The organism is Trichocoleus sp. FACHB-46, from assembly GCF_014695385.1.
Lineage (GTDB): Bacteria > Cyanobacteriota > Cyanobacteriia > FACHB-46 > FACHB-46 > Trichocoleus.
This window is the reverse complement of the sequence record NZ_JACJOD010000031.1, coordinates 315620-341823: the sequence shown is the minus strand read 5'-3', so window position 1 is coordinate 341823 and position 26204 is coordinate 315620. Positions and strand designations below refer to the sequence as shown.

The 26204-nt window shown below is 49.4% G+C and carries 26 protein-coding genes; 9 read left to right on the top strand and 17 right to left on the bottom strand.

Annotated elements, in window-relative coordinates; all coding sequences use genetic code 11:
- Positions 1–81 precede the first annotated feature (81 nt).
- Together leuA and H6F72_RS19640 are read right to left on the bottom strand one after the other, a co-directional pair.
- Positions 82–1737 (bottom strand): 2-isopropylmalate synthase, encoded by a 1656-nt coding sequence (gene leuA, locus H6F72_RS19645; protein ID WP_190439511.1) that lies wholly within the window; start codon positions 1735–1737, stop codon positions 82–84.
- A gap of 489 nt (positions 1738–2226) precedes the next feature.
- Positions 2227–3738 carry an SLBB domain-containing protein gene (locus tag H6F72_RS19640; RefSeq protein WP_190439510.1) on the bottom strand — a complete coding sequence of 504 codons (1512 nt, stop codon included), beginning with the start codon at positions 3736–3738 and terminating at the stop codon, positions 2227–2229.
- Positions 3739–4021: 283 nt separating this feature from the next.
- On the opposite strand from H6F72_RS19640, the gene H6F72_RS19635 reads away from it, so the two are divergent.
- Together H6F72_RS19635 and H6F72_RS19630 are read left to right on the top strand one after the other, a co-directional pair.
- On the top strand, positions 4022–4177 hold the full coding sequence (locus H6F72_RS19635; protein WP_190439507.1) for a hypothetical protein: 156 nt from the start codon (positions 4022–4024) through the stop codon (positions 4175–4177).
- A 249-nt stretch (positions 4178–4426) separates the two neighbouring features.
- Positions 4427–4684 (top strand): hypothetical protein, encoded by a 258-nt coding sequence (locus tag H6F72_RS19630; protein WP_190439505.1) that lies wholly within the window; start codon positions 4427–4429, stop codon positions 4682–4684.
- Positions 4685–4709: 25 nt separating this feature from the next.
- Here H6F72_RS19630 and H6F72_RS19625 read toward each other — a convergent pair whose 3' ends face one another.
- The 4 genes from H6F72_RS19625 to H6F72_RS19610 all read right to left on the bottom strand — a co-directional run bounded on the left by H6F72_RS19625 (position 4710) and on the right by H6F72_RS19610 (position 6867).
- Complete coding sequence (locus H6F72_RS19625; RefSeq protein WP_190439503.1) at positions 4710–4895, bottom strand: hypothetical protein; 186 nt, start codon at positions 4893–4895, stop codon at positions 4710–4712.
- Between the two features lie 132 nt (positions 4896–5027).
- Positions 5028–5759 (bottom strand): SAM-dependent methyltransferase, encoded by a 732-nt coding sequence (locus H6F72_RS19620; protein ID WP_190439499.1) that lies wholly within the window; start codon positions 5757–5759, stop codon positions 5028–5030.
- A gap of 24 nt (positions 5760–5783) precedes the next feature.
- Positions 5784–6578: a PhzF family phenazine biosynthesis protein gene (locus H6F72_RS19615; protein WP_190439496.1), complete on the bottom strand. Its 795-nt coding sequence runs from the start codon at positions 6576–6578 to the stop codon at positions 5784–5786.
- Between the two features lie 64 nt (positions 6579–6642).
- Positions 6643–6867: a hypothetical protein gene (locus H6F72_RS19610; protein WP_190439494.1), complete on the bottom strand. Its 225-nt coding sequence runs from the start codon at positions 6865–6867 to the stop codon at positions 6643–6645.
- Positions 6868–7447: 580 nt separating this feature from the next.
- Here H6F72_RS19610 and H6F72_RS19605 point away from each other — a divergent pair.
- The 6 genes from H6F72_RS19605 (at position 7448) to psb34 (ending at position 13525) form a co-directional block, all read left to right on the top strand.
- A complete protein-coding gene (locus H6F72_RS19605; RefSeq protein WP_190439492.1) occupies positions 7448–8896 on the top strand; it encodes a PLP-dependent aminotransferase family protein in 1449 nt (482 codons plus the stop codon).
- 87 nt (positions 8897–8983) lie between these two features.
- Positions 8984–10627, top strand: coding sequence for a hypothetical protein (locus tag H6F72_RS19600; protein ID WP_190439490.1), 1644 nt, complete (start codon positions 8984–8986; stop codon positions 10625–10627).
- Positions 10605–10853 (top strand): hypothetical protein, encoded by a 249-nt coding sequence (locus H6F72_RS19595; RefSeq protein ID WP_190439487.1) that lies wholly within the window; start codon positions 10605–10607, stop codon positions 10851–10853. The genes H6F72_RS19600 and H6F72_RS19595 overlap by 23 nt, the downstream gene beginning before the upstream one ends.
- A gap of 40 nt (positions 10854–10893) precedes the next feature.
- Positions 10894–11829 (top strand): phosphodiester glycosidase family protein, encoded by a 936-nt coding sequence (locus H6F72_RS19590; RefSeq protein ID WP_190439889.1) that lies wholly within the window; start codon positions 10894–10896, stop codon positions 11827–11829.
- Between the two features lie 371 nt (positions 11830–12200).
- On the top strand, positions 12201–13061 hold the full coding sequence (locus H6F72_RS19585; protein WP_190439485.1) for a neutral zinc metallopeptidase: 861 nt from the start codon (positions 12201–12203) through the stop codon (positions 13059–13061).
- A gap of 293 nt (positions 13062–13354) precedes the next feature.
- Entirely contained in the window at positions 13355–13525 is a 171-nt protein-coding gene (gene psb34 / locus H6F72_RS19580; RefSeq protein ID WP_190439482.1) for a photosystem II assembly protein Psb34, read from the top strand.
- 214 nt (positions 13526–13739) lie between these two features.
- Here psb34 and H6F72_RS19575 read toward each other — a convergent pair whose 3' ends face one another.
- A complete protein-coding gene (locus H6F72_RS19575) occupies positions 13740–13964 on the bottom strand; it encodes a hypothetical protein (RefSeq protein WP_190439479.1) in 225 nt (74 codons plus the stop codon).
- A 190-nt stretch (positions 13965–14154) separates the two neighbouring features.
- Between H6F72_RS19575 and H6F72_RS19570 the strand changes: the two genes are divergently transcribed.
- Positions 14155–15123, top strand: coding sequence for a M48 family metallopeptidase (locus tag H6F72_RS19570; RefSeq protein ID WP_190439476.1), 969 nt, complete (start codon positions 14155–14157; stop codon positions 15121–15123).
- A 64-nt stretch (positions 15124–15187) separates the two neighbouring features.
- Here H6F72_RS19570 and H6F72_RS19565 read toward each other — a convergent pair whose 3' ends face one another.
- From H6F72_RS19565 to H6F72_RS19520, 10 genes are all read right to left on the bottom strand, one after another.
- Positions 15188–15589, bottom strand: coding sequence for a fasciclin domain-containing protein (locus H6F72_RS19565; protein ID WP_190439473.1), 402 nt, complete (start codon positions 15587–15589; stop codon positions 15188–15190).
- A 147-nt stretch (positions 15590–15736) separates the two neighbouring features.
- On the bottom strand, positions 15737–17023 hold the full coding sequence (locus H6F72_RS19560) for a CO2 hydration protein (protein WP_190439470.1): 1287 nt from the start codon (positions 17021–17023) through the stop codon (positions 15737–15739).
- Positions 17024–17135: 112 nt separating this feature from the next.
- On the bottom strand, positions 17136–18650 hold the full coding sequence (locus tag H6F72_RS19555) for an NADH-quinone oxidoreductase subunit M (protein ID WP_190439467.1): 1515 nt from the start codon (positions 18648–18650) through the stop codon (positions 17136–17138).
- A gap of 30 nt (positions 18651–18680) precedes the next feature.
- Positions 18681–19427, bottom strand: a complete 747-nt coding sequence (locus H6F72_RS19550) for a carbonic anhydrase (RefSeq protein ID WP_190439464.1) — start codon at positions 19425–19427, stop codon at positions 18681–18683.
- 59 nt (positions 19428–19486) lie between these two features.
- Complete coding sequence (locus tag H6F72_RS19545) at positions 19487–21319, bottom strand: NAD(P)H-quinone oxidoreductase subunit F (RefSeq protein ID WP_190439461.1); 1833 nt, start codon at positions 21317–21319, stop codon at positions 19487–19489.
- Between the two features lie 255 nt (positions 21320–21574).
- A complete protein-coding gene (locus H6F72_RS19540) occupies positions 21575–22438 on the bottom strand; it encodes a DUF6671 family protein (RefSeq protein ID WP_190439458.1) in 864 nt (287 codons plus the stop codon).
- Between the two features lie 9 nt (positions 22439–22447).
- On the bottom strand, positions 22448–22915 hold the full coding sequence (locus H6F72_RS19535) for a phosphate-starvation-inducible PsiE family protein (protein ID WP_190439456.1): 468 nt from the start codon (positions 22913–22915) through the stop codon (positions 22448–22450).
- Between the two features lie 100 nt (positions 22916–23015).
- A complete protein-coding gene (locus H6F72_RS19530; protein WP_190439453.1) occupies positions 23016–23162 on the bottom strand; it encodes a hypothetical protein in 147 nt (48 codons plus the stop codon).
- Between the two features lie 70 nt (positions 23163–23232).
- Positions 23233–24099 (bottom strand): nitrate ABC transporter ATP-binding protein, encoded by an 867-nt coding sequence (locus tag H6F72_RS19525; RefSeq protein ID WP_190439450.1) that lies wholly within the window; start codon positions 24097–24099, stop codon positions 23233–23235.
- Between the two features lie 83 nt (positions 24100–24182).
- On the bottom strand, positions 24183–26186 hold the full coding sequence (locus H6F72_RS19520) for a nitrate ABC transporter ATP-binding protein (RefSeq protein ID WP_190439435.1): 2004 nt from the start codon (positions 26184–26186) through the stop codon (positions 24183–24185).
- Positions 26187–26204 lie beyond the last annotated feature (18 nt).

The window sequence follows — 26204 nt, the reverse complement described above, 5'->3', positions numbered from 1 at the left end:
TCAAATTACAGATTATTGTAGGGGCGAACGGCCGTTCGCCCCTACTCTTACAACGGATTGAATCAGTGAGTTTATGTATCTTTAGCGCCTGTGTGACAACACCCGATTCACGCCGCTGAGAATGGCTAATAGAGATGCAGTGACGATGTTGGAATGAATCCCCACGCCATGCAACGAACCGGAGATGCAATCGCTCGTGACTTCGACATAGGCGATCGCTGCTGCATCACTGCCTTGGTTGAGGGAGTGCTCCTCGTAATGGTCTACGCGGATGTCTAGGTTTAAGGCTTGGAGGAAAGCATCTATCGGACCGTTGCCTTGGCCTTGTAGTGTGGCTGGCTGGCCATCCCTCTCCAATGTCACGCTGATCGTTTGCTGTGAATCCACTTCCTCAAGGTGATGAGCGAGATATTTGATAGGTGAAACTGCTTGCAAATATTCCTGCTCAAACAACTTCCACAAGTCAGCCGCGGCCATCTCCTGCCCATGTGTGTCTACGGCTTGTTGCACCATCCGACTAAACTCAATCTGTAAGCGTCGAGGCAACACCAAGTTATAGTCTCGCTCTAACAAGAAGGCAATTCCACCTTTGCCAGACTGGCTATTCACTCGAATTACAGATTCATAAGTGCGTCCGACATCGGCTGGATCAAGGGGTAAATAAGGGACTTCCCAAATGTCATCTGATGATTGGGCGGAGAATCCTTTTTTAATTGCGTCTTGATGCGAGCCAGAGAAGGCTGTGAAGACCAAATCGCCTACATAGAGATGACGAGGATGGATCGGGAGTTGTGTGCAATCCTCTACCAATCTGGCGACGTGATTAATTTGAGAGAAGTCTAAACCTGGGGCAACGCCTTGGGTGTAGAGATTGAGGGCGAGCGTCACCAAATCTACGTTACCTGTACGTTCACCGTTGCCGAATAGACAGCCTTCGACGCGATCAGCCCCTGCCATTTGGGCCAACTCTGCTGCCGCGATCGCACAACCCCGGTCATTATGAGGGTGCACGCTCAAAATCACGTTGTCTCGCATGGTTAGATGACGATGCATCCACTCCACCTGATCTGCAAAGATATTGGGAGTTGACACTTCCACCGTGGCAGGAAGATTGATGATAGCTTTGCGTTCGGGAGCAGGTTGCCAAACTTCTAGCACCGCATTACAGATCTCCCTCGCAAAGTCCAACTCTGTCGAGGTAAAGACTTCAGGAGAATATTGGAATCGCCAGTTGGTGTCTGGTTGCTCGGCAGCGAGTTCGTTAAAGAGTTGGGCGGCGGTGACTGCGAGGTTAATAGTGCCGGGGCGATCGAGTCCAAACACAACACGACGAAACACGGGAGCGGTGGCGTTGTAGAGATGTACAATCGCGCGTTTGGCACCGCGTAGAGACTCGAAAGTGCGGCGAATCAAGGCTTCGCGGGCAGGAGTCAAAACTTGAATCGTGACATCATCGGGAATCAAGTTTTGCTCAATCAGATGACGCACAAAGTCGAAGTCAGTTTGTGAGGCGGAGGGAAACGCAACTTCGATTTCTTTGAAGCCAATCTGCACTAGCAAATTGAACATCTGTAATTTTTGCTCTCCGTTCATCGGCTCGATCAGCGCTTGATTACCATCGCGCAAGTCGGTGCTGAGCCAGATAGGAGGCTGGGTAATGATGGTGTCGGGCCAAGTGCGATCGTGTAAGGCGACTGGGGGAAAGGAGCGGTATTTGTTAGCAGGCTGTTTCAACATGATCGACAAATCCTTAATTTTTGCGGTTGATGAGGTGTTGTGGCGGTGGTAATTAAAAGATTGGGGTTGTCAGATTGCAATGTAGGTTGCCACTCAGTCCGAGCCTGACAACCCACCCACAGTCGCAGTAATGCCTCAAATGTTTGTTGCAGTTGCATGAGAGATCTCCAGTCACGTTAAGACAATGGATAGCTAAATATTCTGAAACTCTAAAACCAAGAGCTTGGGGGCACCTGCCCTCAAACCCCCGTTGAGGGACGGCTGCGTCCCCCAGACCCCCTCCAGAAGGGTGGTTAGATTGGAAAAAAACTAGATTCAGCTCACAGAATTATTTGCGCGCAAGGCGCAGCAGCAGTCCCAGCCCTAGGAGTAGGGTTGAGGACTGGCGTAGCGATCGCTGCTGTGTGCGCATAAGACAAAGTTGGTATGACTGCTTGTATCCTAACGGCAAGCGATCGCTGGGTCAAGAGATGGTTGTTGAGCCAGAAGTTAGAGCCCTAGCAACCTAAAGAGTCCAAAGACATTGCTTAGAGGTGATAGAACATTCCCCACGGTATCGGAGATACCTGCTAGAGAGGAGCGACCAATAATGACTGTGTCATTGTTGCGGAGGGGCGGATTGCTGTTGTTATTCAAGCCTTGGGCCAGGTTAACTGAAATGAGTCGCTTGGACACGGTACCGTCAGGATTAAGGCGAACCAGCGTTACAGCGCTTTGCTTAGCCCGACGCTTATTAAAGCCCCCTGCTGCTAGTACTGCCTGATTTAACGGCGTATTGGGTGGCACTTCTACCGCTCCTGGTTTGACAACTTCACCCACAATATTGACTGTGATCTTGTCCGGGGAGAAACTTGCAGCGGCTAGTTCTGTGGCTTCCTTTGCGCTAAGGGCTGTGGCGGTAGGAATGACAATCGTGTCGCCATCTTGTAAGGGTAGATCCTGACGCAGATCGCCTCCTGCTAAAAGTTGCCAGAAGTCAATTTTGGTAATTTGAGCTGGCCCAGAATTAGTGCGACGACGCAGTTCGATATTGCGGATATCGGCAGTTTGGGTGATGCCGCCAGCGACCTGAATCGCCTTAGTAATGGTAGGAATTTTTTGTTGAGTATTGGTGTTGATACCAGTCTCATTATCAGTTGCGCCGCTAATAATATAAGGTCCTGGACGTTGCACCTGACCCACAATGGCAACTTTGAGGGGACGAGTTTCAGTCGTGGAGAAACTCGCAGAGGCTAACTGCGATGCCTCGTCTAAATTGATACTTTCAGAAGCAGGAATGAAGATACTGTCGCCATCCCGTAAGGCAACATCTTGATTGATATCCCCTGTTTTTAAGAGCTGCCACAGGTCAACATTGAGCACAGCAGCACCAGTACTGCCAGGTCTAGCTCGGCGAATTTGTACACGACGCACATCTGCCGCTTGGGTAATGCCGCCTGCAAGTTCGATCATCCTTGTGACTGAAGTTGCGCCAATGTCGGTAGCTGAGGCTTCTGGCTTGGTATTGTAAGAACCAGGACGATTGACTTCACCCGCGATCGCGACTTTGATGGGGCGAGCTGCTAATAAACTAATCGTGACTAGAGGCTGTCTGAGATAAGGCGCAAATTTAGCGCCAATGTCGTTAGAAGCTTGTTTTAAGGTTTTGCCTTGCACCGAGACGGCACCTACTTGGGGTAGGTTTACAGTGCCACTCGGCAAGACAAGAAACTCGCCGCTGTACTCTGGGACTTCAAAGAAATCAACTCGAATGCGATCGCCCGCTCCCAAAATGTACCCAGCGTCTCCGGTTGTTGCTGCACTTGGTTGTAGGTTGGGGACTGTCTGGGCAAATTGCGCCACACCGGGAGCAGGCCAGGCAATCAAGCCCACCAGCGCCAATAATACTAGCTGCTTTGCGGCTTTGACCCGTTGCTGGGGTCGTCTAGATTGTTGAGTTGGTCCCAGCGCTATGGCTTGGAGATACCACCGGATTGGGGATTCTAAGCTTGAGCGATTCATTGACACCTCCACAAATGGCTAGTTAAGAGTTGGGCTTACGACTAAAAGCTGGCACCCTAAGCACTGCCATCAAGACAAACAAAATGGAGAACTTTCGTAGCAATTCAGTTTGTCCAGTCTCCCCTAGGTTTGAAGAATTCGAGGTTCTAAAGTTCCCAAAACGCAGTAACTCGCGATGTGGGGATCGTAGGTTAGAGAAGCGATTACCTAAGTTAATCCTATAGAGGGGTGGCTATAAATCTTATTTCTATTTAGATCAGATATAGGCTTTCATCTACAGATCATGGATGACTTTAAGGTTGATATAGTACTCTTTCTCATTCGCAGCGGCTTCGAGTTTGGCGAAGACTTCTCTATGGATGCGAATGGTGACTTGATCATCGGCAATCCAGATACTTTTTCAGCTTTAACAGAGTTATTAGATTCTTTGAAGGATTAATTGCTAGGGCAAACGAGTGAAGGGATGCAGCGGTTCTCTCGTTGGTGGCATGAGCAAGTTTTGGTGTAGCTCCGCAGGCAACTAAAGCCAGTCAGTGATCCTAGAAATGCAGGTTTAACCAAACTGCACGCAATCAGTAAAGTTGGCACTATTGCGGAGCTAATTTAGGCCAAATAACTGAATAGAAGTAAACCAGAAATACCTAAGCTGAGCTTATGAGTTGAGCCAGGTAGGCTTTGGTGTAGAGCTATGTTGCTTCCAGTTATTCCTGAATTAACAATTCATCGTTTTAAATTTCTGGGGGCTCAAGGTGACTTGCAAGATGGGATGCGGCACCGCTCGGAGCTTTATCGCCATGTCGCTTCCTTTGAAATTGAGCAACATCGTCAGGCATACGCTTTAGGAATTGACTTGGCTCAACATGGGGGTAAAACGGTTCTAACCCGTTCTCAAGGTAGTTGTGCCGTCTGGGTCAGCCTGCGATCGTGCTGTGGTATGACCAAATAGCTCACATTCGTATCATCCTGACTAGCTAGCGAGACCCTGCTGGGCTACGACGGCCAGGAATCCTTCGGGACCTAACGGCGTAGAAGGACATAGTGACGGGAGGCTGAGGGGTAAGATTAGCTTCAGGAGCAGCGGCTGGTGGCTCTGGGTTGGATTCTGAGTTGGACTTGACCCAAGGGAAGAAGCTGAGAACTGTCTGCTTGAAGTTCATGGAGTTTACCTCGCTGATGCACGTTGAACTTGGTGGAAGTTCTATAGCTTGAGTAAATCTCGCTAGCAGCAAGTGAGGTGCGGTGGTTGATCCAGAACTTCAATTGGCTGATTCAGGATGGCGATCGCAGGCCTAAACTCTGGGTTTTGCTTGAGTGGGACTGTGACAGTTGGCAGATTGGTAAGGTTGGCTGATTTTGAGAAGTTGGTTGCCTCCTTTTTGAAACTCGTAGGAAACTAGCTGGATTTCTGTCTGGTGGCCTTGTTGCTGGAAATGATCCAGTACGGGTTGGAGGTGGGGAGAGGTTGCGCCAGAAATATCTAAAATTGGGAAGATACGAACTTCGGTGGCAACTCGACAAAGTTCTGCGATCGCTTGGATGTGAAACTCGGTCGAGAGCTGATCGGAGTAGGTGAATAGCAGGTGGGAGCAGAGGGCTAGGTCAAACTGCTGGTTTGAAAAAAGGAGATGGGGGAGCTCGGCGGTGAGGTAGCGTCCTGCCGCAAAGCCCATTGGAAAATCTTGGAGAAATTGGTTCATAGCGGCCATGCGGACTTCTCCTAGCTGTTCGGGAGAGGCGATCGCGTCCCAGATGTAGCTGTCCCGGCTAGCTGTAACTCCATTGATGATTTGGGGGTAGGTTGCCTGGATGCGTTGGGAGATTTCGTCGGTGCTGAATTGGTAAATGGGATCGCAGGATGTGACGGTGTAACCTTGGCGGGTCATTTCAGCATTGAAGCTAGCGGGGCCAGCGCCACAGTCCAGAATTTTGCGGCTGAGATCTGTGGCGGTCAGGTTAAACATAGCGATGTATTCGCTCAGCGATCGCCCCCAAGGCACAATAGTTTCTAATTTAATACCCACTTGCTACTCCTCACTCCTCACTTCCTAGTGAATCAGTTCCCCTTTCAGGACAGTAACCGCTTGCCCAGCAATGGCAACGCGATCGTCTTGGCAATGAACTCGCAATACCCCACCACGGGGAGAAGCTTGGTAAGCCAAAAACTCATCTTTTTTGAGGCGTTCTTGCCAATAGGGGCCAAGGCAGCAATGGGCGGAACCTGTGACTGGATCTTCGTCAATGCCCGATTGCGGAGCGAAGAAACGGGAGACAAAGTCGTATTCTCCAGCATCAGCTCGACTAGTGACAATGATGCCTCGGACAGGAAATGTTTTGAGTAAAGTCAGATTGGGTTGGAGATCGCGGACTACTGCTTCTGACTCTAGCTCTACTAAATAATCAATTTGGTTGCTGCCGACATAGTTGAGGTTGGTGACACCGAGAGCAGCAGCTAGATCTGGTGGAGGCGCGATCGCGGTGGCGGGTTGAGCGGGAAAGTTGAGCACAATCCAGTCTCCTTGGTGCTGGGCGGTGAGGAGTCCGCTGCGAGTATGAAATTGTGCTTCTTGGTCAGGTTTTAGATATCCCAATTCCCACAACGCATGAGCGCTAGCTAGAGTAGCATGACCGCACAGATCAACTTCAACGGTAGGGGTGAACCAACGGAGATTAAAGCCATCTTCCTGTTGCAGCAGAAAAGCGGTTTCCGATAAGTTCATTTCTCTGGCAACGTTTTGCATCCATTGATCATCTCGTGACTCAGGTAAGACACAAATAGCGGCAGGGTTGCCACTAAAGGGTTGATTGGTAAATGCGTCTACCTGCGTAATTGTCAGTCCCATAAATGTTCCAGTTTCTTAGCCTGGATGACTCAGCAACACTTAAGAGCCTATCGGAAAACTGGGTTTATCTGTAGTAATGCTCCTCAATCCACATGCGAATTTCCGCTTCTGTGCCAAAGGAAACATAGTCGCCGTTGTTGGGGTTGTAGCCATGCCAATAGAGATTTCCCTGGCGATCGCTTTTCTGCCAAACTCGAATCTCTGTATAACGAGCAATCACTCGCCTCAATGATTGCCACAGGTTAGAGAGATATTGAGATGTTGAAGAAGTAAATCTTAAGGTTTTCATGATGAACCTCACGAAAGGTAATTCAAGTTCTTGTTAATTACTATGGATGGTGTTGTAATTGACTGAAAAGGTACAAAAATGAATCAATTTGACTAGTACAGTTTTTAATCCTAAAAATTGTTCAAGTGCAGCAATTACTTGGTAGTTTCAAGTGATTTCTGATTGGCTGTAGTAGGGAAGAAATCTGAATTTTTGTAGTGGGACTGATTCTTCTAAGCTAAGTAAACTGTTAAAGATTTACCTCGTTCAGAAGATTCATGCGATCGGGGGATGTGTGCAAGAGTAAGGTTGGGTTCTACTGAATCGCAAGCTAGGCTTTGATTTGGATTTAGCTTTGGCTATTCAGGTTTGGGTGAGGATTGTCAGAAAATTTTGAAACTTAGAGATAGTAACTAATACAGTTGTGCAAGTCCAAAAACTGTTCTAGTAGAAACTGAGCAAAACTGTACCAGGTTAATTTGAAAAGAATCATATATATTTCAATTTGTGGCAGCTAGTAATGCTTGAATTCTGCTTAGAGCTGTTAGTAGATTTCGGCTCCAACTGTTTTTAACTGCTGCTTCTGTTATTGGAGCGAGTGATGAGAATTCCGTTAGACCGACAGTCACCAAAACCTGTTTATTTGCAAATCCGCGATCGCCTTCGTCATTTGATTCAATCAGGAGCGATGCAGCCAGGAGAACGCCTGCCGTCGATTCGGATGTTGGCTGAAAATGCTCAAGTCAACAAACTGACAGTGATTGAAGCTTATGGCGTGTTAGAGGCGGATGGTTTGGTGTCTGCTCGTCAAGGTGCGGGATATTTTGTCAACTCTTCCTCCATTCCTGCCCCACAGTCGGAGCCTACCTTTGCCCCAGCGCAGGATGTGATCATTCCGCAACAACGTAGCATCTCTTTTTTTGATGTCTACGCGGACTCGATGCTAGCGCAAACCCAAAAGGGTGTGATCAATCTAGGCTGTGGTTTCCCTCGGCCACCAGAGTCAGAGGATTTGCGGCGGATTGCTAGACGCGCGATCGCAGATATAGACACAGCTTTATTCAATTATGATTTGCCTCAAGGGCGCTTGGTGCTGCGGAAACAGATTGCCCAAATGCTGGTGTGGCAACAGGGGTTACAAGTTTCGACAGACAACATCATCATTACCAGCGGTTCCAAGCAAGGGCTGTCCTTGGTGATGCACTACTATGTGCAACCGGGAGATTGGGTGATTGTGGAGAGTCCCACCTATCATGGGGCGATCGCAGTCCTAGAGAATTTGGGTGCGAGAGTGATTGGCATCCCGATGACCGCAACCGGGATGAATTTGGAACTGCTAGAACAATATCTTGGCAGTCATCGCCCGAAGCTGATTTACACGATTAGCACGCTGCACAATCCTACTGGGATTACAACTTCCCAAGTGCATCGGCAACGGTTGTTAGAACTGGCAGAACAGTATGCCTGCCCCATTTTGGAAGATAACGCCTATGAAGGACTGAATTTTGAGCCTGTGCCTGCTCCGATTAAGGCGATCGATCGCCAGGATTTAGTCACTTACATTGGCACCTTTTCTAAAACACTGATGCCTGGATTACGAGTCGGCTACATGGTGGTGACTGGGAAGCATTACCGCCCGTTAGTGGAGCGCAAGTTGCTGAATGATCTGCATGTCTCCACAGTTTCGCAAGCCATCATCAGTGAGTATCTAGCCTCTGGTCACTATCGGCGGCATCTCAACCATCTCCGCACCGAGAATTTGCAAAGCCGCAATGCCATGCTGCAAGCCCTAGAACGCTATTTTCCTCAAGAAGCATCTTGGACTGTGCCCAATGGCGGGCTGTTTCTCTGGGTGCATCTGCCATCTCAATTACCAATGGAAATGATCCGCCAAGAAGCGATCGCCCAAAAAGTTGTGATGTCCTGCGGCTCTCTCTTCTTCCCTGACCAAAAGGGCTACACCGCCATGCGCTTAAATTATTCCTCTACACCCGCCGAAATTGAGCGAGGCATTTCGGTCTTAGGTCAACTACTGAAAAAGTATTTGTAATTTGCAGACGAACTGATATTCGTTAGCCAAAGTTTGGGAGAGGGCATCTTATGAAAGACGTTGCTGCAATTTCTCCAAACTCCACTCATGACATCCTCACAACCTGATCTTCTAAAACCCGCTAAGCAAGGCAACATAGAAGCGATCGCCGCTTTAATGAATCGGTTATTACAGCCTAAAAATATTACTGCCAAGGCATCTCTTAAAGACAACTGCCTGCAAATGATGCTCGAATCAGAACAAGTCCCTAACCAGCAAGTCCTGGTCGAGTTTGTGCGAAAAAGCACAGTGGTTTTGGGATTAGAGTCTATTCAAAAGCTCCGTGTTTATGGAAGACAAATTGGTGAGGATTTTCCAGCGTGGCAACAAGAGCTAGATGTATCTCAAGCAACCCTCTCTCTAGCCTCTAGTATTGATTCTGAGCAAATTTCGGTGGAGGAAATGGCTGTAGCAATACCAGAAGTAACGTCAATCCTGAAAAGCTTACCTGAAACAGCATCCCAACCACAAAAATCAGAACAGCCGCAGCGATCGCTTTGGGGTTCAGTCTTTGGCGCAGTGACAGGTGCGGCGGGAACTGTCGGAAGTGCAGCGACTCATGCGGGTGGTGCGGTTGTAGGCACTGCGGTTGGCATTGGTAGTGTGGTTGGAAATACTGCTGCTCAAGCAGGTGGCGCTGTTGTAGGTACTGCCATTGGTGCAGGTGGCGCGATTGGAAATGCTGCTGTCCAAGCGGGTGGAGCAGTGGTTGGAACGGCGGTTGGTGTTGGCGGAGCAGTGGGCAATGCTGCTTGGCATGCAACTGATGGAATTGGCTACGTCCTTGATACGATTAGCCACAGCCCACAGTTGCAGGAACTGACAAAAGCGGTAAAAGTTGACTGGCTGGTTAGGATTATTGATCAAGTTGATGTCGTTAAGGCTGAAACGCATGTCAAAAATCTTCAACGGAAATATCCTCAAGAAAAACCGAGCGATATTGCCCACCGTCTCATGCTAGAAAAAGCGCTGTATGTAGGTGGCTCCGGATTAAGCAGTAGTTTAGTACCAGGATTTGCGGCGGCTCTATTTGCAGTAGACTTAGCAGCAACCACTGCCATTCAAGCTGAGATGGGTTATCAAATTGCTTGTGCTTATGGTTTTGACCTCAACGAACCAGCCCGCAAAGGAGAGATTGTGGCCGTTTTTGGACTGGCGTTGGGTGGTAGCTATGCCCTCAAAGCTGGCCTTGGCTTCCTGCGTAATATTCCGATGGCTGGTGCTGTAATTGGTGCAAGTAGTAATGCAGCCGCTCTTTATGCCGTTGGCTATGCCGCTTGTCATTTCTATGAAGCTAAGCTCAATCCAACTAGTCCTGATGCCAAAGCAGCCGCTTCTCCCGTTGAGAGCGAAGAGTATCTAAAGCAAGTAGTGGCTCAGCAAGCTGTCATGGATCAGATCCTAGCCCACCTCATTTTGGCAGGTAATCCTAGCAAGACTTGGCAGCAGATTCTACCAGAACTGCAAACTTTAAGCTTGAGTCCAACTTCTCTAGAGGCGATCGCTGTTCATATCAAATCACCAATAGCTCTGGAAACATTGTTAAATCAGCTTGAACCTGACTTTGCAGTACCCTTAATTGCGTTAAGCCAGAAAATTGCTGAACTTGATGGTGTAACTACGCCAGAAGAAGCACAGATGATTGAACAAATAAAAACAAAGTTTCCTATTGAAGCCGCATTTTCTGAATAGTTCATCATTAGCGGCGGTCGCCTTACTTGACGCTGACAAACCGTTCTTTGGCGATCGCTCTCCGTTGCAGCAGTTCTTCGCGTCAGGAGACAGAGAGTGGGACAATACCGCGAATAACTTGCACAAGAAGTGCAGTATCCAAAGGCTGTTTGAGATACGGCGACTGGTAGAGTACAGAAATCACGACTTGTTTGATCTCGGCACTCTAAATCCTTCTGGGCTGTAACCAGTTAAAATCCTAAGGTTTGCAACCATTTGTGAGTAAGATGTGGCGACTGAGTTGGGTGGTAGCAGGGTTAGGAAGTTTGGCGATCGCCCTGCTGGTATTCGCTGGAACCCCATCTGCCCAATCTCCCACGTCGCAAACCGTGTCGCCTACCTCGCCTCAACCTCAACAGAGCTTGCCATTGCAATACAAAACTTACACCTTGGCGCATAGCGTGGTGCATACCCTGCTGATTCCGGCGCAAAGTTCATTTGTAGTAGTTCCAGCCCTGTCAGAAAGCGTTGATACTTTGGACAGTTTTGCCAAACAATATGGCGCGATCGCAGTTCTAAACGGTGGCTTCTTTGACCCAACCAATCAGAAATCAACTTCTTATGTGATCCTAGAAGGCAAATTAGCAGCCGATCCAAAACTAAATGAGCGCTTAGTCAACAACCCAGATCTATCTCCTTACCTAAGCCAAATTTTTAACCGCACCGAGTTTCGTCGCTATCAATGCGGTTCCACTTTTCGCTATGATATTGCTCCACACAACGCACCTCTCCCTGCCAACTGCCAGCTAATCGATGCTTTGGGCGGTGGCCCTCGCCTGCTCCCAGAGCTGACCGCACAGCCAGAAGGATTTGTGGATACCGTCAATGGAGAAGTGATTCGAGATCCATTAGGCAGCAACCAACCCAACGCCAGAACCGCGATCGCCCTCACCCAAACAGGAGATGTGCTTTGGGTCATGGTGGCTCAAAAGTCAGAATCCCCTACTGATTCAGGCATGACCTTCACCGAATTGATCGCCTTTCTGAAAACCCTAGGCATAGAACAAGCCATGAACCTAGATGGAGGTAGCTCATCCTCCTTTTATTACAAAGGCAAAACTTGGTACGGCAAAGTTGGCACCGAAGGAGATCCCGTTCAGCGCCCTGTCAAATCTGTCTTGCTAGTGCTGCCAAAAGAAAGCGATCGCCCAACTGCTCCTTAAAGTAAATTAACCATTCCACCCATCTAAACCTGTTGCATACACACGTATCCTCCTTCTTATCCTGATCTGACTTCTAGCCCCCCTACCACCCAAATCTGGAGGAAACTGGATGTAGACTTAGCTTTTGGAGGGGGTCTGGGGGACGCAACCGTCCCTCAGCGGGGGTTTGGGGGCAAGCGTCCCCAAGAGTTCGGTTCCGCAAAAGATGGCAGCGATCGCAAAAGCCACAATAACCTGCGTAGAAGAGACAAACTCTGCCTGTTTACATAGACTGACAGATCTAACGTCACCCAAACATTAAGTCTAGAGAGAGTGATATCGCTAGCCTAGGAAAGCCAAACTAGACCAATAAAACCATTCGGAAAGCTGCCATGCGTTGGGAATTTGGTCGTAGAAGCGAAAACGTTGAAGATCGGCGTGGTTCTAGAGTTTCTGGCCCCCTCGTTGGCGGCGGTATTGGTTCCATTCTTTTAGCGTTGGTCGTGGCATTCTTAGGTGGTGACCCCAGCGTGATTCTGGATCAAGCAGCTCCCTCAGGCGATCGCTCCTACCCCGACTCCCCCCAAACGACCAATTCCCCAACTCAAGACAAAATGGCTGACTTCGTTTCAGTCGTGCTTGCCGACACCGAAGACACCTGGAATCAGATTTTCCAGCAGGCAGGCGAAAATTACGTTGAACCTAAACTCGTGCTGTTTTCGGGAGCCGTGGAATCTGCCTGTGGCTACGCCGAAGCAGCAGTCGGGCCATTTTATTGCCCTAGAGACCAGAAAGTTTACATCGACTTGAGTTTCTACGAAGACCTGCAAAATCGTTTTGACGCACCCGGAGACTTTGCTCAGGCTTATGTCGTCGCCCATGAAGTAGGCCATCACGTCCAGAACTTGCTGGGTATCTCCGATAAAGTGCGATCGCTTCAAAGCCAAGCCAGGAGTAAAGTAGAAGTCAATCAACTCTCTGTGCGCTTAGAACTACAGGCCGATTGTTTTGCAGGCGTTTGGGCCAACCAAGCCAACCGTTCCCGCCAAGTTTTGGAAACAGGTGACATCGAAGAAGCCCTAACTGCTGCGAGTAGCATCGGCGACGATCGCTTACAAAGCCGCTCTAAAGGTTATGTAGTGCCTGAATCCTTCACACACGGGAGTGCCGCACAACGAGTCGAATGGTTTCGCCGGGGTGTTCAGAGTGGCGACCCCGATCAATGCAATACCTTCGCTGCTAATAGTCTGTAATTCTTTACGGCTCGACTACCTTGTAACTCGAAACTCTGAGGCTACGTAGGCAGCTTGTGTAAACATAGCCGCACCCCTTGGGGTAGCGGTTTTTTACGTATTGGCTTTAGAAATACTGCTACCCCAGCTTCTAGCTAAACCTGCGATCGCCTTCCCATCTGGGGTTAAAGGCACAGTTAAGACATGCTTATAACTGCCCCCAGAAAAATGGCTAGCAGAAAATTGGAAAAGTGTTGCAATTTGTAAATAATCTGTTACATTAATTTACATAGAGTAACAAAGGGAGCCAAAACATGCGCTACACCACCGACGAACACGGCGTTCTCAACAACTACGCAGTAGAGCCTGCCATGTACTACTCAGAATATCCCTCCCCAGCACAACAACAGCGTTACCTGTTCCAAGCCGCGATCGCAGTTCTTTTGGTTGCCACTTCTGTATTTGTTGCACTTTCAGCTAGCTAACATCGCTGCTGAACTTGTATAAAAATCGCTAGCTAGCATACGACTTCCCAGCCTCAGTCTTTGACTGGGGCTTTTAGTTTTGGACAAACATCAAAGGCTAATTAAACAAAAAAATCTCCAGCCTTACGACTGGAGAACTGTGTGAGATCGCGCTTCGGAGAAACAGGTAGTTAGTCTATGACCAATGCGGTAGTGCCCCTAACTAGACTGCTAACTAGCGAGTTAACAGCAAATCTTGATCTGTGACGGAAGAGAAAGCAGCTTCTTTAGGCAACTCAGTCAACAGAATTTCGGGATGCTCCAATTCCGGATGTTCTAGTAGCAAAGCATGTAGCCTCGGATTTGCTTCCAAGAAGCCACTACGCCTGTGATTGCTGGTCACAGTTAAACGCCCGGTGACGGTAGAAAGCAGTGTGGCTAGGGTTTGGTATGGCTTCATAGGCGGTTGAAGAATCCCAATTGCCATTATTATTCCGCGCGATCGCGAGCAATGTAGAATCGTAAGCTACAAAAAGCGATCGCCTTTCTTTAACTTGTGGTTCAAAATCACTCAAAAGCGCTCTCTGACTTGCTATACCAGTATTGACAGTTTTCTGGATTTTTGAGATCAACCATTAAGGAGTGTTGCGATGCCTACCTATCCAGGAATTTCGAGTGAAGCATTTCGGCATCCCCTGGATCGCCAAGCAGAGCAAGCTTTACGCAATGTCCCTGGCTTTGATCTCGTGGCGCGGAAATTTGTGGAATTCCTCTACGAACGGCCCCAACTGATTTACCTCATGGGCAATGGCATTCAGGTTGGTCCCCGTCAGTACGCCTCGATCTATCACATTTTTCGCGAATGTGTCCGTGACCTAGACATCTACCCAGAACCTTCCCTGTTTGTGGTGCAAAATCCCCTAGCCAACAGTTATGCCTTGGGAGAAGAGCATCCTTATATCGTCCTTCACACGGGACTGCTGGACTTACTCACCGATGCAGAAATTCGGGTAGTGTTGGCCCATGAATTAGGTCACATCAAATGCGGTCATACCACACTGATCCAGATGGCAAACTGGGCGATTCAGATGGTGGCGGCGATCGGAGAAATGACGATGGGTTTGGGCAATATCGTCGGTAGTGGGTTAATCTATGCCTTTTACGAATGGCGACGCAAAGCCGAACTGACCTCCGATCGCGCTGCACTTCTTGCCACCGATGACCTGACACTGGTGATGCAAACCATGATGAAAATCGCGGGTGGCAGTAGCAAACATCTGCAAGAATGCAGCTTAAACGAGTTTATCCGCCAGTCCGAAAGCTACCAAGAGCTAGACCAAGATGGTCTGAATCAGATTTACAAGTTTTTGCTTTACAACGGCAACGGCTCTCAAGGCTCCATGCTCAGCCATCCCTTCCCCGTTGAGCGCATCCGCTACATCCGCGAATGGGCCAGCTCAGAAGAGTACCGTCAAATTCGCCAAGGACACTATCAACACGCCGAAGCCGCAGGAGCCGTCAATACTTCTGCCAAATCCTCCCAAGCCGAAGCAGAGGAGCTACGGCGGCAATTGGCGGAACTACAAAAAGAGATCAATCGGATTCGACGGGACAAGTAGACCGAGATAAATAGAGCGATCGCAGTTGATTTCAGTCTAGAGCGATCGCCTTTGCTAAGTCGATTCAGCCCATCAGAATCACATTGTCAATGACGTGAATAATGCCATTATCGGCTTCGATGTCGGGAGCAACCACCGTGGCGTTTTTGACTTCAAATCCATCGGATAGATCAAGGCGAATCGGTGAACCTTCTACCGAAGTCAGAGAGTCTACCTTAGCCAAGTCAGCTTGAGTCCATTTCCCCGACACGACATGATAAGTCAGGATTCGCGCCAGCTGCGGGATATTTTGCAACAGCGTGTGGATGGTTCCAGGAGGGAGCTTGGCGAAGGCGGCATCATTCGGCGCAAAAACGGTAAACGGTCCTGGGCTTTTAAGCGTTTCAACGAGACCAGCCGCTTGTACTGCTGCCACCAACGTATTAAAGGAGCCTGCACCTACTGCAATATCAACAATGTCTGCCATAGCGTTTGGAGTTGAAGGGATAGGAACTAAAGAACAATAGGGTTGTAGGGGTGAAGCATTCGGCTAAGTATGTGTAAAACTGCTCGGAGGAGCCTCACCCGAATGCTTCACCGGCTTTCTCGGTGAAACGTTTGTGAATGAGTCTGCTTAGCGATAAGACTGAGCCTGAACATCCCGCAACCGAGCTTCTGGACGCTTAAAGCGATCGATCTGGGCTTCAAAGAAATCTCGGTTGGCTTGCAAATGCTTCGGATTTTGATCATCTAAGGGATAAAGCAACGCTGTCCGTAGCGCTTGAATCACCGCTGAGGTGACACAATACATCGATCGCTGGAAGCTCACCCCTAGCTGGATCAGCATGTCATCTTCGCCTCGGCAATGCTTCTGGTAATAATCCACCAAGTAAGGCGGCAGAAAGTGCAACATATCCTGCATCAGTAATGTGGGGGGAATCCCTGCCGTCCCTACTGGATTCACATCGGCGTAAAGAATACCGTAGTGGAAATCTTTTTGCTCGGCTGGCACTTGCTCAGCTTGAGCGTTGTAGGACTTGGTGCCTCGGAAGGGGGCGGTGCGGTAAAACACAGCTTCCACATAAGGGAGCGCGGCTTCGTACAGCCAGGTAAAACCACAGGATTTAGGGATGATTTCGTAGCACTCTCCGTCAATATAGACATGATGGTAGATGGGGCGGCCTGCGACTGCAAAGATACCATTCACCAAGAAATTCATTGCTTCTGGGACGCTAGTGATTTCGCCGCAATCGTAGCGATCGCTCATCTCAAAGAACACCGGAGCCATCACTTCCCAGAACAACCCTAGGTTGGCGTAGTAAGACAACTGCCGCACCTGCTCAATAAACATTTCTGGGAACAGCTTGTAGAGGCCCAGCATGGCGGGATTGCCCTTGAAGTAAGCCTTGATGGCGCGATCGGCGGCGGCTTTATATTCGGGAGTGTCGAGATAGGGGTCAAATTTGCCACCCATGCCCCGATGCCACAGCATCGCTCGCATACAAGCTTCGGCAAACTCCATGTTGACGCGATCGTGCAACAGGTGATGGAACAACTTGGGCATCTGGGTAGTTTCGCCCTTCTGCATGAATGCTAGGAGTTCTGGATGGGCGGTTGCTTCCCCTCGCCAAATCCGCAAATCGGCGTCATCTCCGGCGTAGTGGTTGTGCAGGTCTAAATATTCTTGAGGTAGGAAGTATTTGAAAAAGGGCAAGGGATTGAGGAAGACGCGCTCGGCAATGTAAAGGAGATCGCGCCAGTAGAAATCCATCGGCACTGCGTAGGCTTTGTAGATACCGATAATTTGCATCAGGTTTTCTGGCGTATCAGGCAGCATGGCACCACCCGCTTCTAGCCGATGAATCACGTCGGCGAATTCATGGTTAGAAGGAGGCAGTTTGGTTGCGGTTGCAGTTGTCATGTTGCAGATCTCCTTTCCGAGATAGGGATTAATTCAAGAAGCTGTAGTTAAGCGATCGCGTCGTATTTTCAGGGCGTGAACATTGCTCAGGACATCGTGGGTCCACTGTTTTCTAATCGGATTGAGCGGATGGAGGGGTGAGGGCGACTTGCTGGGGACTGTGTTCAGCCACCATTGCCACGAGGGAACTGGTGGTGTTTTGGCTCCAGCGCACTAGGGCATTTGGTTGTACCCCTAATAGAACAATTAACGCGACTAGGGCGATCGCTGGAATTTTTTCTTCCCAAGTGACTTTAGGCAGGTAGCTGAGTTTGCCTTCTAAACGACCAAACAAAGCTCGGTTAATCAAAATCACAAAATAAACTGAGGTCAGCCCCGTACTGGCTAAGCAGAGCAGCGTTTGCGCCGAAAACCTACTGTAGCTGCCTTGGAAGCTGAGAAACTCACCAACAAATCCGACCATTCCAGGAATTCCAGCACTTGCCATTGTCCCCAAGATTAAGGCTCCACTGATCAGTGGCAATCCCCGCTTGGGGTTCAACAATCCTTGCAGTTGGGTTAACTCGCGGCTGCCCGTCTTGGCCTCAATCACACCCACTAGATAGAACAGGAGCGCCAAGATTAAGCCGTGAGCCACCATCTGGCAGACCGCACCCAAGAGGCTCAGTTCCGTAGCAGCCGCACTGGCCAGCAAAACATAGCTGAGGTGGGAGACCGAGCTGTAGGCGATCATCTTCTTCATGTCGGTTTGCGCGATCGCGACTAAAGCTCCATACAGAGCGGTGACGACCGCAGCGTTAGCCAGCCAAGGTGCCACCACATTCCAGGCATCCGGAAACAAGCTGAGGCCGAAGCGGATCAAGCCATAAGTGCCCAGTTTGGAAACAATGCCACCTAACAAAATTGAAACAGGCGTGGAAGCTTCGACATAGGCATCCGGTAGCCAAGTATGGAACGGCACCAGCGGCATTTTGATGCCAAAGCCCAAGATTAAAATCGAGAGCAATATGAGTTGCAGTCCCATCGGTAAGGTAGAAGCCAGCGCTTCCACTTCCACCGTAAAGGTGCTGGAGCCACTCGCCCAAGCCCAAGCTAAGAATCCAACCAGCAAGACAATTCCAGACAGCGCTTGGTAGATCAGAAACTTGGTTGCTGCATAGCCTCGGCGATCGCCACCCCAAATCACGATGAGTAAATAGATGGGAATCAGCTCTATCTCATAGAACAAGAAGAATAACAGCAAGTTCTGAGCGAGGAAGGCTCCTGCCACCGCTGCACTGAGTAGGAAGATCAGCGAATAAAACAGCCGAGGGCGGGACACTTGCTCCGGTGTACTTTGGATCGCGATCCAGATCAACAATCCATTCATCACTACCAACGGCAGTGACAAGCCATCAACTCCGAGCCGATAATCTAAGCCCAGCGGAGCAATCCAACTAATATGTTCTTGAAATTGCAGACCTGATGCTTGAAAGTCGAACTTGAGCGCTAAGAACACCGTAACGAGGAAAGTCAGACCCGCGATCGCCCAAGCCACAAGACGCGATCGCTGCGGGCTCCAGGTTTGCGGCCAAAATCCGATTAAAGCAGCGCCCAACACAGGCAGCCAAATGATTGTACTGAGCATGACGCGATTTACTCCAGCAAGATGAATCAATTAAACGAGCGTGATCGTTCCAGCATCTAAGTCGTAGTAAGCGCCCACCACTTTCAGTTGGCCTGATGCGATCAGATCGGCTAGTACTGTGGAGGCTTTAAGCTTGCTAACTTGCAGTGACACATTGGCCTTCACTGACTTTGCCAGCGGATCACCTGTAAACTTGTTGGAGCGACTTAGAGCAGGTTTAATCGCATCGATCAAGCTGCCAATTTGTCCTGGCACCTGGGCACCCTTCATTGTGGCTTCTACAGCTCCACATCGTTCGTGACCGATTACCATAATTACTTTGGTTCCGAGCACCGCCGCCCCAAATTCCAAACTGCCAATCTCTTCAGGAGTTGCGACATTACCTGCAACGCGGCAGACAAATAAATCGCCAAATCCCTGATCAAAAACAATCTCAGAAGGGATGCGTGAATCTGCACAGCTTAGAACAGCAGCAAAGGGATTTTGGCCTTTAGCAACTTCCTGGATCCTGGCCCAATCTTGACGAGGCTTTTCCAGTTTGCGGGTAACAAAGCGCTTGTTGCCATCCATTAATAGTTTCAGCGCTTGGTCGGGAGTGAGGTCCTTTTTGTCAACTTTGGGCTTGGCAGCGGCGGGTTGAGCGGCTGGTTTGGCAACTGCTGGCTCCTTTGCTTGCGACTTAGCACCTAAGCCCACGGCGATCGCACCACTGCCTAAAGCACCTGCTCCAAACTTCAACATGTTGCGGCGAGAAAACTGTGATTGCTGCTGAGCCATGACTGTTTATCCTTTTATGCTTACAAATGCTGTCAACGAGGAACTAAAAACGATGGGGTCTAGAAAGACCAACTGACTAGAAATCCGATCGCAATCAAACTAAAAACCACCAACAGAACATATAACTGCGACTGACCAGATGCGGTATATCGCAACGCTTGGCCACTAAACAAAGTCACAAAACCCACGGCGTTCACCGCACCATCGACCACATGGCGATCGAACCAAGCGGTTAACCGAGCGCTGTAATTCACCAAGCTCACGATGGTCAGTTGGTAGAGCCGCTGAATGTAAAAGTCGTGGGCAAAGAACTCTTGCAGGGGTTGCCAAAACAACTTGACAGGCTTGGGTAACGCGTTGCCGAGATAAATTGCGCCACCTAAACTACCGCCCAAAACACTTGACCAAACGATCAACGGAGCTAGTTGTTTGTTCAGGTCTGCCCAGTTTGGTAATAGATTAAATTGCTCTAACACCAAAGGCAGCAGCAAGGTGAAGACAGTCAGCACAGTCATGGGTAAAGCCATTGGCCAACTTACCTCTGGCGATCGCTCGGTCATTGGGGTTGGCTGGCCACCAAACGTTAGGCCAAAGACGCGCATCAAACTGAAGGTCGTCAGCCCATTCACGATTAACAACACACCCACTAACCAGGGTCGGGTTGTCCATAGAGAATCGGCTAGCTGCAACAATCCCCAAAAACCGCCGAATGGAGGGAGCGCAATCAACCCACCGCCACCGACTAGCAAAGCTAAACCGGAGATGGGTCGCCGAGACCACAAACCGCCTAGCTGAGTTAAGTCTTGGCTAATCGTGGTCCAAATCACCGCTCCTGCGGCCATAAACAACAGGGCGAATGAACAGGACTGAGTTAACAGCAGTAACTGAGCTGCCTCTGGGTGTTGAGTGCCCACTGCAATAAACACCAAGCCCATGTAAGCGCTAACCAAGTAAGACAGCGCCCGCTTGATGTCAATCTGGGCGATCGCGATTAACGAAGCTCCTAGAGCTGTCGCAGTCCCGAACACTACCAAAGCCGTCAAAGCCACGGGAGAGAGGGCTAAAACAGGTTGTAGTTTGATTAGCACATAAGCCCCTGCCCCGACTACCACTGAGTTCCGCAAAATTGAAGCGGGGATTGGCGCTTCCATCGCTTCATCTAGCCACAATTGAAAGGGAAATTGGGCACATTTACCTAGTGGGCCTGAAATCAGCGCCAAGCCTAGTAGTGTCGCGCTTAAGGGAGAAAGATTGGCAGTTGCAGCCCATTCTCCTAGCTCTGTAAAATTCCAGGTGCCTGCTAAAGGGAAAAGTGCGATTACGCCCATAAAGAGGATCAAATCGCCGACTCGCTTCGTCCAGAAGGCATCTCTGGCTCCAGTCATGACCAATGGCTGTGCGAACCAAAATCCGACTAAAAGGTAGGTTGCCAGGGTTAGCAGTTCTAGAAAAACGTAACTAAAAAACAAAGAGTTACAGAGAGCTAGACTGCATACCCCCGCTTCAAAAAAGCCCATCAGGGCAAAAAAGCGAGCCCAACCCCAGTCCATCTCTAGATAGCCGATCGCAAAGAGTTGGGTGAGTAAGTTCAGCCCAGTGACGACGGCGATCGCGCTAAGAGTCACCGGGGATACCAAGAATGCAAGATCAATTTGCAAACCTGCGGCATGTAGCCAAGGGAAAAAGATTTGTTGAGGCGCTTGTTGTCCGATCGACCAAAGGGCCAACAGACTGTGGCCAAACGCCAAAGTGGTCATTAGTAGGTTGAGATAGCCTGCGGGCCGTGGACCGACGCGGTCTAGCAAGCCTGGTGACCAAGGAATCGCCAGTACCGTGCCCACTAAGGCATAGCAAGGAATCAACCAGATGCTCTCCAAGAGAAGCTGGCTCATAGCAAGTGCCTAATTGTGAAAAAACAGCAGTTAAAACGAGTTAACTACTTGCAAGCTCAGGGGGCACCCGACAGATAGCTTGGAAGCAATCAACTAGTTCGCTCTATGAGCATCATAGAGTGACTTCGTTATAAGTAAAAGTCAATATGTCAAATATTTTCCATAGGCTTAAGTCTATGGAAAACCCTTTTATTACTGCAAAATTGTGATTGCTTAAATAGTTATGCCCAAAGGCAGTAGTAAATCATGCAAATTTTAGGGGTTGCAGTATAGACATTGTGCTGGGTCGGCAGTGGTTAGACCGTTGGGAAAGAGAACTTCTTCAGAAGAATGACATTTCTGGCATTCATATCTCACGCTACGAGTCAACCGAGTTGGGGAGTGACAATGGGCACAAAGTAGACCTGGTAGAGCCTCTACGATCGCGAACCCAGGGCAACCGCATTGAGGACAAACCTGACGAATATTTCTCACCAAGTCTTCAGTTGCGGCAGCAATCGCCTGCATCCGAGTGGGATTATGCATGGCTCGCATGTCGGTTTCGATATGGATACGGCCTGTCGTGGATTGTGCCAAAGCTTGCTTCACAGCTTCGTAAAGTGCTGTTTCTGTTCGGATTCCTTTATAGATCGCGGATGAATTTTTAGTGTCGCGATCGCTCATGATAATCAAGCCATGAGTCGGAAATCCCGCTTTGGCAGCAAAGGCTTGAGCTTCTGCATAGCTGGCAATAGTCTGCGAGGCAAAATTAGTTTCTGTGGAAAGGGTTTGCCCCACAATTTCAATTCCTTGCCGTTGATCTAGCAACAAAACAATTTCGCGATCGCAGGATAACCAAAGAATTTGTGGGTGAGGTCCAAAGGCTCCTTCACTCGCGATCGCCAGTGTTTCTCCAGTTAGAGCTAAGGCTTGTTGTGCCTTTAATTGGGCAGTTTCTAGCTGGTTGCCAGGACGAGGTTGTTCTCTAGTAAAGGTACCAAAGCGATCGGTATCTAGGTGGGGTGGCACCACAATTTTGAGGCCCAATTCCAATTCTAAAATTGGAGCAATGACCTTTTCTTTGTAATGCATCGTCGCTAGGACGGCAACTCGATTAGTAAAGCAAGAAGGCTCTGACATTTGCTGCTGTTACGGATGATGAGATGACTTGGAATTGGTATTGTGAATCACCCAATAACTGACGGCCAAGGCGAAGATTGCGATCGCCAGACCAATTAAATCTAGCCCTGACGTTTTGCCAAAATCTAAAATAATAATTTTGCGAGCGACCGCAATAATTGAAGTGACAATAACCAACTCAACCTGAATCACATGCTTTCGGAGATAAGCCGTAATATTTTCCAGAATCTCCAGAGCAATCAAAACATTTAAGAACAGCCCAAAGATCTCAAGTAAATCTTTACCCAGGATATTATAAGGCGGTAATAGTAAATCCTTTATTAGGACAACTCCCAAATCAACGATCGCAAATAAAATAACCACTACCATCGCGATCGACAGAGCTTTGGAAGCCAGATTCTCCAGCTGTTTCACACGGATGAGAAAAGCTTCATCATCGCTCCAATCAGAAATTTGGCTTCTAATTTCTTTCCACATTTGCTTGCTCATCCACTGTTTAGAAAAACCTCTCCCCAAACCCCTCTCTTACAGGAGAGGGGCTTTAAGTCTTGTCTTAGAGAGGTTGGGGTTTAGGTTTCTAGTTGTGTTTGTGGGCGATTTGTAAGGTTGCCAGGGCAATCGCGCTGCTAAGAACAAAGAGAAAACTGGTGAAGTTAAGCGTGGGAGTCGATTCTTGCGTAGCCCAATTGAGCATGAAGAGTAAGCTAGAAGTTGCCGAAGCCATGACTAGATACCTCAAAAATCAAGGAGTTAGCAGCACACTGGGTTAAAAACAAACCACCGGGAGAAATAGCTCAACCAACGTCATCATGGGCAAAACGATGGTAGAGAAAGTCAAGCGCTTGGTTGCGTAACTTGTAGTAGTGTGGATCTTCCATAATCCGGGCGCGATCGCGGGGGCGAGGGAAGGGAATGGTCATGATCTCCCCAATATTGGCAGCAGGGCCGTTGGTCATCATGACTAAGCGATCCGCTAAGAATAGCGCTTCATCAATATCGTGGGTGATCATCAAGACCGTACAACGGTGGTCATTCCAGATTTTGAGCAGTTCTTCTTGGAGTTCTTCCTTGGTGATGGCATCTAACGCGCCAAAGGGTTCATCCAAAATCAACACCTCTGGCCGAACGGCTAGAGCGCGGGCGATCGCTACCCGTTGTTTCATCCCGCCAGACAGTTGTGTTGGCTTTTTGTCAGCCGCCTCCGTCAGCCCTACCAAGGCGAGGTGGTCACGGGCGATCGCCATTTTTTCGGCTTTAGACTTTTGCTTATGCACCGCGTCAATGGCAATGTAGACGTTTTCCAGCGCGGTTTTCCACGGCAGCAACGCATAATTCTGAAACACGACCATGCGATCGGGTCCGGGTTGAGTGATGGGTTGCGATCGCAGCCGCACCTCCCCACGGGTAGGAGTGGCAAACCCAGATATCATGTTCAGCAGCGTTGACTTGCCACAGCCAGAGTGACCAATTACACAGATGAACTCTCCCTGCTGCACCGTCAAGTTCACGCCTTGCAAAACGGGATAAGGACCGTTAGCAGTTGGGTAGATCTTGGCGACATCTTGAATGCTGAGAAACGGTTCGGAGGAGGTAGCAACTGAGCTGCGCTGTTTGGTGCTGCTGGTCTCGGAGTTTGTATAAGCAAGGGGACGATTGTGCATCGGTGGAGCTCAACTTTTTAAGATTGGGTGGAGAAAAGCCTGAAGTTCAGCTCCCCAGGATTGGGGGGCTAGGGGGCAAAATACTAGGCAGCTGTGCGGGTGGAAGCCTGAACTGCTACATCTGCGACGCTGAAGGCACGTTTGATCTTCAAGTGATTGAGATAGGCGATTGGGTCATCGGCGTTAAATGGCACCTGATCAAACAGTTGAATTGGGCTGCGGTTGTAGTTCACTTCTAGGCCTAATTCGCGAGCAGCCGTGCTGAAGACTCCAACTCGACAGATCCGCTCCAAAATTTCCACCCAATTACGCGGAAATGGCGTGTCTCCCCAGCGGGCCAACTGAGTCATAATCCACAACTGTTCGGTGCGACTGGGGCGGTTAATCACCCCTTCTCCATAAAACTGATGGTGGGCATACTCTTGCATGGGCCGATCGAGGTCACAGATAGTGGGGTCATGCTCCTCAATCTGGATATAGGCCATGTCTGTGCTGAGATACTCGCGGCGAGCTAGGATTTCGCGAACTTCTGCGGCATTGGCGGGGTCAGCACAATATTGACCTGCTTCTAGCAACGCTTTGACTAAGGCGATATGAGTATTGGGGTAAGCGGCGGCCCACTCTTCCCGCACGCCCAGCACTTTTCCTGGATGCCCTAGCCAAATTTCTAGATCCGTGGCAATGACGAAACCTGCTCCTTCTTCCGTAGCACGCATATTCCAAGGCTCGCCCACACAATAGCCATCAATCGTCCCTGCCTGAAGGTCTGCCACCATTTGTGCGGGTGGAATCGTGGTGAGAGAGACATCTTGATCCGGGTCAATGCCTCCAGCCGCTAACCAGTACCGCAACAGCAGGTTGTGCATTGAAGAGGGATGGACAATCCCCATTGTGTGCCGCTGGTGAGCGGTGCGCTGAAGATATTTCCGGAAATCCGAGAGGCTATACACGCCTGCCTCATAAAAGCGCTTGGCTAGGGTAATGGCGTTGCCATTCCGGGTCATGGTGAGAGAGGTGACTGTAGGTAGCGAGCGGTTCTCATGTCCTCCCAGCGTTAACCACATTGGCATTCCAGAGGGCATCTGCGCCGCATCCAAATATCCGCCAGCAACGCCATCGACAATGCCGCGCCAACTGGTTTCCCGCACCAGGGTGACTTCATCTAAGCCATGCTTGGCAAAGAATCCTTTTTCTTTGGCGATCGCCAGAGGCGCACAAGCGGTCAACGGCACAAAACCGATTTCTAAATTGACTTTTTCTAGGCCGTGACGGGCGATCGCAGTAGTTTTTCGCGCCCGGAGCTTTTTAATGCGCTTTTGTTGGTTTAGGAAGTAAATAATTTCACTGCGTAAGCTGTAGTAGCTGGGATGTTCCACCACTTCCAAGCGCTTGCGGGGCCGAGGGATATCCACCTCTAAAATCTGCCCAATCTTAGATTCTGGCCCGTTGGTGAGCATGACAATCCGATCGGAGAGCAATACGGCTTCATCCACATCGTGCGTCACCATAATCGCTGTGACTTGGTTTTCCTCGCAGATTTTCATTAACTGTTCTTGCAAGTTGCCACGAGTTAGAGCATCTAAAGCTCCAAAGGGTTCGTCGAGCAGCAGCAGCTTGGGCCGAATTGCCAAGGCACGGGCGATCGCAACTCGCTGTTTTTGACCTCCGGATAACATGGCAGGTGGCTTATCGGCGTGGGGGCGTAATCCCACCATGTCGATGTGCTGTTCCACAATGGAGCGGCGCTCACTCACCGATAAATCTTTCATCACCGCGTTCACCGCCAAGGCAATGTTCTCGCGCACAGTTCGCCAGGGTAACAGAGAATAGTTTTGAAACACCACCATGCGATCGGGGCCTGGTTGGGTGATCTTCTTCCCTTCTAGGGTCACGATGCCTTCTGTCGGGAGATCTAGCCCTGCCACCATGTTCAGGAGCGTGGATTTGCCACATCCGGAGTGACCAATCAGGGAGACAAATTCTCCTTTTTTGATTTGCAGGTCAATGCCTTTCAGCGCAATATACTCTTGACCGCCGGACAGGTGAAAGACTTTATCAATTTGATCAACGGCAACAAAGGTAGACATGATTCATCTCGGAGGTAG